Origin of the sequence: Chromatium okenii, from assembly GCF_016583745.1 — a bacterium.
GTDB lineage: Bacteria > Pseudomonadota > Gammaproteobacteria > Chromatiales > Chromatiaceae > Chromatium > Chromatium okenii.
Window position 1 is genome coordinate 125,406 of record NZ_NRRQ01000001.1, and the last position, 14,475, is coordinate 139,880.

The window sequence follows — 14,475 nt, forward strand, 5'->3', positions numbered from 1 at the left end:
ATATGCCAGCCCTCGCTCGCAATGCCAGCCAAGATGCCAGTCATGTGTTTGAGCGTTTAATGGCGCGAGCGATGGGAAGAGAGAATGATCATGCTTTTGCGAGCATGATTGCGACACGAGCGACCGGTGGCGGGGCGTTGCCTGCGTGGTTGGGATTGGAGTTGACGGCGTTTCGCCAGTTGATGACGTATCATTTTCCGGGCGTATCGCCAGATGTGTTGGCGGCGACGGATGGCGGCGCTCCGCTGGCACCGCAGCGGCATGAGGAACGTCAGGAGTTGATCGCGCTGTTGCTGGCGGAGCGGGCGGGCAATTCGCACTCGGAAGTGTGGATGGCGCAGGTGATCGCGGCGGGCTGCATGGCGAACGATCATCTGTGGCACGATCTGGGGCTGTGGAATCGCGGCGAGTTGACGGCGTTGGTGCAGCGCAATTTTCCGGCGCTGGCGGCGCGTAACGTGGCCGATATGAAATGGAAACGCTTTTTTTACAAACAGTTATGCGAGGCAGCAGCGGTGACTGTCTGCCGCGCTCCTTCCTGCGAGGTCTGTGTTGACTATTCGCTTTGCTTTGGCGCTGAAACCTGACGCGCCTGCGCTTGATTTTCCTGCTAATTCGTTATCTAACCGCGCTGTTGCTGCCTATTTAGGCATGGCAATTGGCGATGCGCTGGGTGCAACGGTCGAATTTTTAACTCCGCGTGAAATTGTGGCGCAGCACGGTGAGCATCGTGACATTGTCGGTGGCGGCTGGCTGCGGCTGCGCAAAGGGCGGGTGACTGATGACACGGAGATGAGTTTGGCGCTCGGTCGCAGCATTTTGAGCAGTGGCGGGGTGAACGCGGACGCGGCGGCGGAGGCATTTAGCGCGTGGATGCGTACCAAGCCGGTGGATATTGGCAACACGGTGCGGCGCGGCATTCGTCATTATCGTCAGACCGGCGAGCCGGAGGTGCCGTTGCATGAATACGACGCGGGCAACGGGGCTTGTATGCGCACCTTGCCGATTGCGCTGTACACGTTGGGCGCGGATGTGGCGACGATAGCGGCGGCGCATCGGGCGCAAGCCTATGTCACGCATCACAATTTAGTTTCTGATGCGGGCACGTTGACGGTGATTCAGATGGTGCAGGTGGGGCTGCGCGGCGGGACTTGGCAGGAGTTGCGCGACCTGACCAAGGCGCTGGTGGCGGCAGATGAGCGATATGCTTTTGAGCGGCGGCGGATGGAAAATCCCAGCGGTTATATCGTCGATACGTTGCACGCGGTATTTCAGGCGCTCTTTGCGACCGATAGTTTTGAAGCGGCGTTGATTGATGTGGTGAATCGCGGCGGCGATGCTGATACGACTGGCGCGATTTTAGGAATGATTGCTGGCGCGTTTTATGGATTGGAGGCAATTCCAAAACGGTGGCTGGCGGCATTGGAAAAAGACACCGCACTGGCGTGTCGAGAGCAGGCATTGGCGTTAATTGCTGCTGCGCCGTATTAAAAAAACGCCCGATCTTAAATCCACCCAGCCCTCCTTTTTCAAAAGGGGGGCTTTTTTTTGCCTTTTTAGCCGATAATGACTGAAATGAAATAACGACTGCGGTGAGTAATTGAAATGTTGATGTCTGAGCGCGTGGCGATGATTTTAGCGGCGGGGCGCGGCGAGCGGATGCGCCCGTTGACCGATCACACGCCCAAACCGTTGCTGCCAGTCGCTGGCAAGCCATTGATTGTGCATCATATTGAGCGATTGGCGGCGGCGGGTTTTCGCCAACTGGTCATCAATCACGCCCATCTTGGTGCGCAAATTGTGGCGGCGCTCGGCGATGGCACGGCGTTTGGGGTGCAGATTCGCTATTCCGCTGAAGCGCGGGCACTGGAAACTGGCGGAGGAATTGTGCAGGCGCTGCCACTGCTGGGAACTGCGCCGTTTGTGGTTGTTAATGGCGACATCTGGACGGATTATGATGTCAAGCAGTTGGCGCTGGCTGAGGATGATTTGGCGCAGCTCGTGCTGGTGGACAATCCGCCGCAGCATCCGGCGGGTGATTTTCGGTTAGAAGAGGGGCGCGTGTGGGCAGACGGTGCGCCGCGCCTGACGTTTAGCGGGATCGGGTTATATCGACCGGCGCTGTTTGCGGGCTGTACGGCGGGCGCATCATTGCCGCTGGCTCCGCTGCTGCGGACGGCGATGGCGGCGGGGCGGGTGAGCGGGCAGTGGCATCGCGGACGCTGGTTTGATATTGGGACGCCGGAGCGGTTGGCGGAATTGGAGCAATTACTGCGGACTAATTAACTTGGGAGCGGCACCGATGTTTCATTTTCATTCAATTTTATTATTAACGCGTTGGGTTTTAGTGGTTTGTTTTATCGGTGGTTTGAGTTTTCCGGCGGGGGCGGCAATTTTTACGGTTAATAATATAGATGACAGTAGTGTTGGTTCTTTGCGGGATAAAATCACCAATGCAAGTGCCGGAGATACGATTAGCTTTGATCCGAGGCTTGTAGGTCAAACGATTACCTTAGCGAGTCAAATTACAATTAATAAATTTCTGACAATTGATGGTTCGGGTGCGTCGGGATTGATTATTAAGGGTGCGAGTGGCGACCGTGTGTTTTATGTGAATGAATGGATGTCATTACGCATAAAATTTTTAACGCTTGAAAGTGTCGGTTCCAGAAGCATTCAAGGCGGAGTGATTTATACCAAAGGCAACGGCGTTTTAGAGCTAGAAAATTGTACAATTCAAAATACTACTTCTAATGCTGGCGCTATTTATAACACAAGCTCAGATTTATACCTAAGCGATTGCACGCTTCAATATAATACTGCAAGTTTTGGCGCGGGTGTTTTTAATGACAGCGGAACAGTAAGAATCACCAACTCAACATTAAAAAGTAATGGTAGCAGTGCTGCGGGCACTGGCGGTGGTGCGATTAAAAATAATGCGGCTGGAACAGTGACTATCATCAATTCTACTTTGTCTGGCAATCAAGCAGATATTGGTGGTGGAATTTTTAATGAAGGTGCGCTCAGTGTAGAAAATAGTACTTTTTCTGAAAATAAAGCAATCAATGTCAGTAATCAAGAAGGTGGAGCAATTTATAACGAAAGCGGTGCAACCGCCACTGTTATCAACTCCACCTTTTCCGCAAATACTGCCGGTTGGATCGGTGGTGCAATTTCTAATGTTGGGACTTTAACAATCAAAAATAGCACCTTTGCTGAAAATGTTGCCACCAGCAGCACCAGCAGCAAAGGCGGTGGTATTTATAACGGCACTGGTGGCAACTTAACTGTAGCAAATAGCATTATTTCTGGTAACAGTATCTACAGCACCAACATCAGCCCCGAAATTCATAATAGCGGCATCGTGACGGTGCAGGGTAAAAATGTCATTGGTTTTAATGGCGGCTTTGGCGTTGACAGCATCACATTAAATGCCAGCACTTGTTTTACTCCATCCTCAGGCGCAGCATTAACAACACTGATCGGCGCATTACAAAATAATGGCGGTTTTACGTTCACCCGTGCTCCGGTGAGTGGCGGTTTGGCACACAATACCGGTGATAATGCGTTAGCTTCTGGATTATCTTTCGATCAACGCGGATTTTCTCGTATTCTTGATAGCACTGTTGATATTGGTGCGGTAGAAATTGATTCAGTAAGTTCAGTCAATTTATCTGTCACAACAATTGGAAGCGGTACCGTCACCAGTAATGTCGGCGGAATTAATTGTGGCACTACTTGTTTTACATCAATTAACTCAGGAACAGTTGTTACCCTCACTGCCACACCGGATAGTGATGGTTTTTTTACGAATTGGACAAATTGCACTGTTGTTGGCACTAATCAATGTCAAGTGACAATGGACGCGGCAAAAAACGTCACTGCAACTTTTGATACAAGTAAAACGCTCACAGTTAATTTCACTGGCACCGGCACAGTCGTTGCAACTTATACGGGAATTGGCACGCCCTGCACCAGTAATTGTGTGCTCACTTATTTGAACAATTCAGCAGTCGCTCTCAATGCTATTCCAGCAGACGGTTATATTTTTAGCGGCTGGAGTGGCGATTGCGTAGGAACAAGTATTTGTTCTTTAACAATAACTGATAACAAAACTGTCACTGCGAACTTCACGTTAAACAATTACTCAATCACCGCAACTTCCAATCTAACTGCGGGCGGTTCGATAAGTTGTTCACCGAATCCAGTCACTTCCGGCGGTACAGCAAATTGCACTGTAACCACTAATGCCAGTTATACGTTTAACGGCTTTAGTGGCGATTGCAGCGGCACAACTTGCGAATTAACTAATGTCACAGCCGATAAAACTGTCACTGCGAACTTCACGTTAAACACCTATTCAATCACCGCAACTGCCAATCCAACTGAAGGCGGTAGCGTGAGTTGCGGTTCTTATTTACTGACATACGGCAGCTCAAATACTTGCATGGCAACCGCTAATACTGGTTATACGTTTAACAATTTTAATAGCGATAGTGGTTGCAGCAACGCTAACGACCCAATTTGCATATTAAACAACGTCAGCACCAATAAAAATGTCGTTGCTAATTTTATTGCTATTCCTATCGCGCTCACCGTCACCAGCGCAGGTACTGGTGTTGGCACCATTACCAGCGTTCCTGCTGGAATCAATTGCAGTACCAATTGCAGTGCGAATTTTGCCAGCGATTCTGAGATTATTTTGAATGCTGCTGCTGCGACTGGCTCCACATTTACCGGCTGGAGCGGCGGTATTTGTTCTGGCACTGGCGCGTGTACGTTGCACTTAACCGCCGCGCAAACCGTTATTGCAACCTTTCGCTACAGCGCCGGAACCTTGGGACTAAATGATACGGGCATTGACACCTGCGGCAATGCCACCGCTAATCGTTTGCCGTGTCCGGTCGCAGGTTTTCCGCGCCAAGATGCTGAATACGGCACCAATCAATTTGATTTCACTAAATTGGATTTATCCGGTAATGAATTAGCTGCGACTGCCACCAATCATGCTTGTGTGCGCGATAATGTCACCGGCTTAACTTGGGAAATCAAAACCAAAGATGGCGGCAGTCGTGATCATAAATCGCTGTATCAATGGACAGAGCGGCTGGCTTATGTCGAAAATGTGAATGCTGTGCGATTGTGCGGGTTTAGTGATTGGCGGGTGCCTGATATTAAAGAACTCACCGGCATCGTGAATTATCAACACGTTATTCCTAAATCGGCAGTTGTAACCAGCTATTTTAGCGATTTAGATAAAATCGGCACCTTGGGATTCTGGTCAGAAGCAACCAGCTCTGATATAGCGAGCAGTGCTTGGTTTCTTTATTTTAGCAACGGTGCTGCCAATTACGGCAATCACAATAAAAAATATCACTTGCGCCTCGTGCGCGGTGCGCCAGCTCGCAACGTGTTGGTTGATAATAATAACGGCACCATTTCCCAAACGAATACCGGGTTAATCTGGGCAAAATGTAGTGAAGGTCAAACTGGCAATACTTGCGCAGGCACTGCAACGGTAATGACTTGGGAACAGGCGCTCGTGACCGCCAGCAATTCCAATTTAGCCAATTATTCCGATTGGCGGCTGCCCAACATTAAAGAATTGCAAACGTTAATTGAATACGAGCGCGACGGCGCAGCAAAACTCAATAGCAATTATTTTCCGAATACACCCGCAACTGCAATTTGGTCAAGTACGCCCTTTGCGTTATATGCCCGCAATGCGTGGTATTTATATCCGAATGGTTATCTTGGCTCGCTGGCTCGCACTACAACCTTTCACGCTCGCCTCGTCCGCAACGAATAACCGCCTCCGCCATTCCCAGCGCCAGCGTCACATCGCTGTATCATGCAGCGATCCGCTGCTCGCCAGCTTCACTGCGATTTTTATCTCACCATGACTCACTCGCTTCCCACCGGCGCGGCGCTGCTGCTCGATGTGCTCACTGAACTCGGCGTTGATTATCTGTTTGGGCACACCGGCGGCGCTGTTATTCCGATTCACGTTGAACTCAACAAACGGCTGCGGCGCGGCGACCGCGTGCCCAGTTTCATTCTCTGTCGGCAAGAAGGCGGTGCCGGTCATGCCGCCGAAGGCTATGCGCGGGTGAGCGGTCGCGTTGGCGTCGCGCTGGCCACTTCTGGCCCGGGCGCAACCAATCTCGCCACGCCGATTGCCGATGCCTACAAAGATTCGCTGCCGACGCTGTTTATTACCGGGCAAGTGCCGAGCGGCGCGATTGGCACCGATGCGTTTCAAGAAGTGGACACCGTCGGCATGACCCGCCCGATTTCTAAGTACAATTATTTGGTCAAAGACGTGCGCGATCTCGATTGGGTGCTGCGCGAAGCCTACGCGCTGGCGCAGCAGGGACGCCCCGGCCCGGTGGTGGTGGATATTTGCAAAGATGTCCAACTCGCGCCGGTGACGACGCACAACCCGCCGCGCCAGCGTCACCGCGAGCTGCTGCCATTTGATACGGCGCAAGCCACCGCCATTCTCGACGCGCTGACGCGGGCGGAACGTCCGGTGGTGAAAGCCGGTGGCGGCATCATTCACGCCAACGCAGCCGCCGCGCTGCGCACCTTTGCCGAGCAGTTTGACGTGCCCGTGACGACGACATTTAACGCGCTCGGCACCTTACCCTTTGATTTCCCAAATAATATCGGAATGCCGGGAATGCACGGCACGATCCCGGCGAATTACGCGCTGCGCGATGCCGATTTCATTTTGACGCTGGGCGGACGCTTTGATGATCGGGTGGCGGTGCGCGGGTTTGCGAGCGGCAAACGCATCGCGCATGTCGATATTGATCCGTCGGAAATCGACAAAATGATCGCCACTGATCTGGCGCTGGTGGCAGGGCTGGAGGACTTTTTCGACTTCACCCGCACTTCTGGGCGCACTGCGCAGCATCCGGCGTGGCTGGCGCAGATCGGGCAATGGCGCGAACAAATGCCCAAACCCTATGAATTATCGGCATATATCAAGCCGCAAACCGTGATTGAACTGGTCTCGGAATTGACCGCCGGCCAAGCCACAGTTGTCACCGGCGTCGGGCAACATCAAATGTGGGCGGCGCAGTATTACCGTTTCCAACGTCCGCGCCAGTGGGTTAGCTCCGGCGGATTGGGCACGATGGGATTTGGGCTGCCGGCAGCGATTGGCGCGTGGTACGCCGACCCACGTCGCCCCGTGATTTTATTTGATGGCGACGGCAGTTTTCAGATGAACATTCAAGAGCTTGGCACCGTTGTTGCTAATCGCATTCCATTAAAAATGTTCGTATTAAATAACAGCTTTTTGGGAATGGTGCGGCAATGGGAAGACATGATGGATGGCGGGCATCATTATGAAACTTGCCTCGCTCGCATTGCCGATTGTGATGCCGATTGCACCGCGCTGGATCAAACCTGTCGGCGGCAGATTCCCAATCTCACCGGCTTGAAATACGTTTATCCGCGCCTGAATACAGTGCGAATTAAAGACCCCGCCACTGTGCGGGAACAACTCATCGCTGCGCTTGCTGATCCCGGTCCAGTGCTAATTGATGTGTGGATTGATAAAGCAGAAAACGTGATTCCAATGGTACGACCGGGGCATACGCTGGCACAAATGATTGAATCTTAAACAGGTTGTCAGTTGACAGTAATTTTGCAATGCAAAAGCGGTGTAATGATTTCACCACACTGACAACTGACAACCGCCAACGGACAACTCAAAAAACGCCATGCAGCTTAAAACAAAACTCAAATTCATTGGCGTTTTACCTCTGTTGATGGCGGTCATTTTTGGAGTGACCGCTTATCATGGACATCACCATCTGCGCGAATTGCGCGATCTCACCACCATTGCAGATGGAATGCTCGATCAAATCGAACAATTAGAAGCCGCCATGCAGCGATTTCTTGAAACCCGCAGTCATTCGCAGCGGTACAAAATATATCTCTTGACCGATTCCTTAAACATTCAAATTTATTTAACGGGACAACGGTTTGCCTCAGCCGCGCCGCCGGAAATTGTGGATGAATTACGGCGACACGTCTGGCAATTGCAGGGATTGATTTTAGAACTTGATGCGCGTTATTTGCCCACCTTAACGGCACCAGAAATCAGCCAGATTCAAGCACTCGCGCAACGCTTGCAGATTGAAATTAGCCAAATTCAACCCCGCTTACATCGCTTGCACTATCTCGGTCATCTGCAAACCACACTGTTTAGCGATCAACTGTGGCAAACCGAATTCCTGTTAATTATTGCCGCCGCGCTGTTGAGTTTAGCACTCATGGTGCCGGTGCTCTGGCGCATTGCAACGGCGCTGCATGTCTTGCGAATTGGCACCTTAGCGCAAGGAACCAAGCATCATTTTTCCCCGCTGCGATTAGCTGGCAACGATGAATTTAATCAACTCGCCAACGAATTTAATCAAATGGCGCAGCGACTTGCGCACGCTGAACACGAGCGCAGCATTCATTTGAGCGAATTAGAAAATGCGGTGCAAGATTTAGAAAATTTTAGTTATTCCGTCTCGCATGATTTACGCGCTCCCCTCCGCGCCATTGATGGTTTTGTCGCAATTTTAATGGAAGAATACGCGCCAGTATTGGATACCGAAGGCTTGCGCTTATTCGCTGTCGTCAGCAATAACGCCAAAAAAATGGAGCAGTTAATTAACGACATCTTGGCATTATCTCGCGCCGGACGTTTGGAGTTAGAACTAAAACCTATTGATATGAATGCGTTAGTGCGCGAAGTCTGGGAGCAGTTAATGGAACGCCATCCCGAGCGGGTGGTGGAATTCGACTGCGCTGAACTGCCGCCAATTCACGGCGACGCCCGCGCTTTGCGGCAGGTCTGGCAAAATTTATTGGATAACGCGCTAAAATTTACCGCTGGACGTGAATCGGCACACATTCAAGTGAGCGCCGCACCTCGCGGCGATATGCTGCGTTATTGCGTGAGTGATAACGGCGTGGGTTTTGATCCCGCTTATCAAAATAAACTCTTTGGTTTATTCTTACGGCTGCACGGGATGGAAGAATTTGAAGGCACTGGCGTTGGATTAGCCATTGTGAAACGCTTTGTTCAAAAACATCAAGGAACTGTTGAAGGCACTGGTGCAGTGGGCGCGGGCGCGACCTTCTGTTTTCACTTGCCAATCACCACTTCATCACTGCCTTTTATGCAACCTTTTGTCGAGAGCAACGCATGAACCGTGAATTTGCCGTTGATATTTTGCTGGTTGAAGATAATCCAAATGATGCAGAGTTGGCGATTCGCGCTCTAAAAAAACATCATCTTGCCAATCGTTTGGAATGGGTAAAAGATGGAGTAGAAGCCTTAGATTTTCTATTCCAGCGCGGCGAACATGTGGGACGTTCAAAAACGTTGCCGCGAGTCGTGTTGCTGGATTTACGCTTGCCGAAATTAGACGGGATTGAAGTATTAGCGCAAATTCGCGCCAATCCTGAGACCCGTGATTTGCCGGTGGTGATTCTCACCTCGTCCAAAGAAGAACAAGATTTGGTGGCGACTTATGAATTGGGCGTTAATAGCTTTGTGGCAAAACCGGTTGCTTTTGATGAGTTTGCGCGTACCGTCGCTGACTTAGGCATGTATTGGGTTTTAGTCAATCGCGTTCCTCCTGATATTAGAAATGAGTGAACAACTACGTATTTTATTATTAGAAGATCATCCCGCTGATGCGGAGTTGATTGAACGCTTTTTGAAAAAATCTGGTTTAGTGTTGCTTGCCCAGCGTGTCGATCAACGCGAGCCTTTTCTCACGGCGCTCAATGATTTCCGTCCCGACGCGATCCTCGCCGATTACAGCCTGCCGCAATTTGACGGTTTGCAAGCGTTGGCTTTGGTGCGCCAGCGCGATCCCGATCTGCCTTTTATTTTTGTGACCGGTGCGCTCGGCGAAGAAGGCGCGGTTGAGCTGCTGTGCAAAGGCGCAAATGACTATGTTCTCAAGCACTTATTAACGCGGCTGCCGATGGCGCTGGAGCGGGCGCTGACCACCTCGCGCCAGCAAAAGGCGCTGCGACACGCGGAGCAATCGTTGCGCGACAGTGAAGAGCGGTTTCGCGCCATCGTGGAGACGACGCTGGATTGGATTTGGGAAGTGGACGTTGACGGGTGCTACACCTACGTCAGCCCCGCCTCGCAACGGCTGCTCGGCTACGCGCCGGCGGAAATGCTGGGGCGTCATTTCACTGCGTTCATGCCGCCCGCTGCCATCGCGCAGGTCAGCGCCCACTTTGCCAGCATCTTCGCCACTGCTGCGCCCTTTTCGTTGCTGGAAAATACCTGCCAACACCGCGACGGCAGCTTGGTAGAAATGGAAACCAGCGGCATTCCAATCCTCAGCGCCAGCGGTGAACTGCTGGGCTATCGCGGCATCGACCGTGATGTGACCGAACGCAAGCGGCAAGTGGCGACGTTGCTGTTGCAAGCGCGTCGCGCCAGCGCCCTGCTGGAATTGCCCCGCGCTGCCGAATCGCGCAACGAAGTTGACTTTATGCAGGTCGGGCTGGAGCTCGCCGAGGAGCTGACCGACAGCACCATTTCCTTCATTCATTTCGTCAATGACGATCAGGAAACCATCGAATTGGTTACTTGGTCGCAGCGCACCTTGGAACGCTATTGCAGCGCCGCGTATGACAGCCATTACCCGGTTAGTGAAGCTGGTCTCTGGGCGGAGGCGCTGCGGGAGCGAGCGCCGGTGATGTTCAACGATTACGCCACCGCTCCGAAGCAACGCGGCTTGCCAGCGGGACATGCCGCGCTCACGCGCTTGATTAGCGTGCCGGTGCTGGATGGCGAGCAGGTGCGGATGATCGCCGGGGTGGGCAATAAAAGCAGTTTGTATACCGAGCTGGATGTCGAAAGCATCCAACTCATCGCCAATGAAATCTGGCGCATCGTCCGTCAGCGCCGCGCAGAACAGGCGTTGCGCGAGAGCGAGGAGCGTTTTCATGCCCTATTTGCCAACATGCGCAGCGGCGTGTGCGTGTACGACGCCACTGCCGATGGTTTGGATTTTTGTTTCCGCGAGGTCAATTGCGCCGTTGAGCACATTGAAGGTCTCAACCGCGCTGACTTGAGCGGACGGCGCGTGACCGAGGTATTTCCCAACATTGTCGCCAGCGGCTTGTTGGAGGTGTTCCAACGGGTGTGGCGCAGCGGTGAGTCCGAATATGTGCCGCCAGTTTTTTATGAAGATGAGCGCATCAGCGGCTGGCGCGAAAATTTCGTCTATCGCCTCCCGCATGGCGAATTGGTCACGGTGTATGACGACGTGACGGCGCGGCAGGCGTTAGAACAGGCGCTGGAGGAAAGTCGAGAACGGCTGGAGCTGGCGCTGGAAGGCTCCGATATGGGGATGTGGGATTGGCAGATTCCCAGCGGCACAGTGCAGCTCAATGATCGCTGGGCGCAGATGCTCGGTTATCAGCTCGCCGAGCTGGAGCCGCTCACGATCCAGATGTGGCTTGATTTGACGCATCCAGACGATTTGGCGCAGGCGCAGGAAAAATTAGCGCAACATTTTCAAGGAATAACGCCCTATTACGAGTGCGAAATCCGCCTGCGCCATAAAAATGGGCACTGGCTGTGGATGTTGGATCGCGGCAAGGTCGTCGCCCGCGATGCCGCTGGTCAACCGCTGCGCATGGCCGGCACCCATCTCGACATCACGGCGCGGAAACGGGCGGATGAAGAATTGCACAAGCTGCTGCTGGCAGTTGAGCAAAGCCCCACCAGCATCGTGATCACCGATCTCAACGCGAAAATTGAATACGCCAATCCGGCTTTTACCCGCGTGTCCGGCTACACCCTCGACGAGGCAAATCACCAAAATCCGCGCATTCTCCAATCTGGACACACGCCGCGCCATGTGTATGACGCGCTGTGGGCAACGCTGACTGATGGCGAGGTGTGGCGCGGTGAGTTTCAAAATCGCCGCAAAGATGGTTCCGATTATGTGGAATTGGCGATCATCTCGCCGGTGCGCCAACCCGATGGGCGCGTCACGCATTATCTCGCCGTCAAAGAAGACATCACCGCGCATAAGCGGGTGGAAGAAGAACTGAAACACTACCGCCTGCATTTGGAGGAGCTGGTGGAAATCCGCACGGCGGAATTAAAAAGCACCGAGGAACGCAGTCGCCTGATTCTCGAATCCAGCGCCGATGGGCTGTACGGTGAAGACACCGAAGGTTTTGCGACGTTTATCAATCCCGCCGCCTGCACGATGCTCGGCTACACCGCAGCACAGGTGCTCGGTCAGTCGATGCACGATCTGATTCATCACACCCGCGCCGATGGTTCGCCCTATCCCAAAGCGGAGTGCCCGATTCAACGGTCTTTGAAAGCCGGGCAGGTGCTGCGCCAAGATGAGGATGTGTTTTGGCACGCTGACGGTCATCCCTTCCCAGTGGCGTATTCGTCGCATCCGATGTATCGCAACGGCGTCTTGATTGGCGCGGTGGTGAGTTTTTTTGATATTTCAGTGCAAAAACAAACCGAGGCGGCGCGGGAAGCGGCGCTGGTGGAAGCGGAGCGGCTGGCGCGGCTGAAAAGCGAATTTCTCGCCAATATGAGCCACGAAATTCGCACACCGCTGAACGCGGTGCTGGGCTTTGCGCAAATTGGGGTGCGTCAAAATGACGGGCGCAAGGCGCAGGATTTTTTCAAGCGCATCTTGGATTCAGGGCAATTGCTGCTGGGCATCGTCAACGACATTTTGGATTTCTCCAAAATTGAAGCCGGCAAACTCAGCATCGACCCGGGCGTGATGGATGTCCACGCGGTGATCGATCACGCCGCTGATCAATTGCGCGGACGGGCGGCTGATAAACAGTTGGAGCTGCGGGTGGCGCTGGCGCCGGAGTTGCCGGCGACTTGTGCCGGCGATGCGCTGCGGGTGACGCAGGTGCTGGGCAATCTGCTGTCCAACGCGATCAAATTCACCGAGCGCGGCAGCGTGCGCGTGACGGCGGCGGTGGAAATCCATGAGCAGGAATGGTTGTGCCTCAGCGTGGCGGATACGGGCATCGGCATGACCGAGACGCATGTGGCGCGGCTGTTTCGCCCCTTTGAACAAGCGGATGGTTCGATCACGCGGCGGTTCGGCGGCACTGGCTTGGGCTTGGCGATCAGCAAGCGGCTGGTGGACATGATGGGCGGCACGATCAGCGTGACCAGTCAGGTCGGCGTCGGCACCTGTTTTCGCGTGTGCCTGCCGCTGCGTGAGCCGCAAGGCGTGATCAATGCGCTCACGAATGCGCCAACGGCGGGCAGCGGTTTTACGCCGCTGTCGGTGCAGCACGCGCCGCGTCTGCACGGGCTGGTGATTTTGGTGGCGGAAGACAATCCGACCAATCGGCTGGTGCTGGAGGAATTGCTGCGCGATGAGGGCTGTTGGCTGGTGCAGGTGGAAAATGGGGCGCAGGCGGTGGAGCGGGTGCGCCATAACGATCCCAATGCGTTTGATTTGATTTTGATGGATGTGCAGATGCCGGTGTTGGATGGGATTGAAGCCACGCGGCAAATTCACGCGCTGCGCCCTCATCTGCCGATCATTGGACTGACGGCTCATGCGCTGGCTGCCGAGCGCCAGCATTGCCTCGCAGCGGGGATGGTCGCTCACGTTGCCAAACCGGTGGATTTGGAGCGGTTGATTGCAGTGATTGTGCAACACACCACGCCGCTGCCAGCCGCACCACCTCTGATTGACACTCGCACGACTGCGCCGTTGCTGGCGGCACCACCGCTGCCGGTTCCGTCAGCACCGCCGGCGCTGGTTGATTGGCAGGCGCTGGCGCAGCGTTATCGGCAGCGGCTTGAATTTTTGCCCAAGCTGTTGGAGTCGATGCTGGTGAGCAGCACCACCTTGGCGGCGGATTTGCGCGAGAGCGCCAGCGCGAGCGATTTCACACAACTGGCATTTCTCGCGCACGGTCTCAAAAGCACGGCGGGCAATCTGTTTGCGGTGCCGTTGCAAACGCTGGCGGCGGCAACCGAGCGCAGCGCCCGCGCCAAGCTGCCCGCAGCGATCAATCAAGCGTTTCAGCTCGCCGAGTTGCTGGAGATGTTGTTGAGCGAGATTCAAGCGTGGCAGCGGGAACGTGCGCCAGCGCCGTTGCCAGCCGCCCCGGTGACGCTGGAGCCAGCGCTGGTGATGGAGGTGATCGCTCGTTTGGAGACGTTATTGATGATTGACGACACGGCGGCGAATACGACATTTGATGAAAATGAAGCACTGTTACGGCAACTGTTCGGGGAGCTGGCGCAACAATTGGGGCGACAAATTGAACGCTTTGATTACCAAGCGGCGCTGGAAACGTTGCGGACGTTAAAAGTTTAGATATAAATCAAGCGTGTACGTTTAGAAGTGAATTTAGGCTAGACAAATAAAGAAAAGCCGTTATGATGCGCGTCTCGAAACGCTGGCACACGGAAAGCGC

Annotated in this window: 8 protein-coding genes; all 8 read left to right on the forward strand. The window is 53.7% G+C overall.

Going from position 1 to position 14,475, the window contains the following annotated elements; genetic code table 11:
• Window positions 1-2: 2 nt before the first annotated feature.
• On the forward strand, window positions 3-587 hold the full coding sequence (locus tag CKO12_RS00565) for a nitrogen fixation protein NifQ (protein WP_200152784.1): 585 nt from the start codon (window positions 3-5) through the stop codon (window positions 585-587).
• On the forward strand, window positions 577-1,491 hold the full coding sequence (gene draG / locus CKO12_RS00570; RefSeq protein WP_274599878.1) for an ADP-ribosyl-[dinitrogen reductase] hydrolase: 915 nt from the start codon (window positions 577-579) through the stop codon (window positions 1,489-1,491). The genes CKO12_RS00565 and draG overlap by 11 nt, the downstream gene beginning before the upstream one ends.
• 114 nt (window positions 1,492-1,605) lie before the next feature.
• A complete protein-coding gene (gene murU, locus CKO12_RS00575) occupies window positions 1,606-2,286 on the forward strand; it encodes an N-acetylmuramate alpha-1-phosphate uridylyltransferase MurU (protein ID WP_420826820.1) in 681 nt (226 codons plus the stop codon).
• A 16-nt stretch (window positions 2,287-2,302) separates the two neighbouring features.
• A complete protein-coding gene (locus tag CKO12_RS00580) occupies window positions 2,303-5,809 on the forward strand; it encodes an Lcl domain-containing protein (protein WP_200152785.1) in 3,507 nt (1,168 codons plus the stop codon).
• 90 nt (window positions 5,810-5,899) lie between these two features.
• Window positions 5,900-7,633 carry a biosynthetic-type acetolactate synthase large subunit gene (ilvB, locus tag CKO12_RS00585; protein ID WP_200152786.1) on the forward strand — a complete coding sequence of 578 codons (1,734 nt, stop codon included), beginning with the start codon at window positions 5,900-5,902 and terminating at the stop codon, window positions 7,631-7,633.
• A 148-nt stretch (window positions 7,634-7,781) separates the two neighbouring features.
• Window positions 7,782-9,215, forward strand: a complete 1,434-nt coding sequence (locus CKO12_RS00590) for a sensor histidine kinase (protein WP_242466130.1) — start codon at window positions 7,782-7,784, stop codon at window positions 9,213-9,215.
• Window positions 9,212-9,667, forward strand: coding sequence for a response regulator (locus CKO12_RS00595; RefSeq protein WP_200152788.1), 456 nt, complete (start codon window positions 9,212-9,214; stop codon window positions 9,665-9,667). The genes CKO12_RS00590 and CKO12_RS00595 overlap by 4 nt, the downstream gene beginning before the upstream one ends.
• Entirely contained in the window at window positions 9,660-14,375 is a 4,716-nt protein-coding gene (locus CKO12_RS00600) for a PAS domain S-box protein (protein WP_200152789.1), read from the forward strand. Before CKO12_RS00595 ends, CKO12_RS00600 begins: the two co-directional genes overlap by 8 nt.
• Window positions 14,376-14,475: the final 100 nt, after the last annotated feature.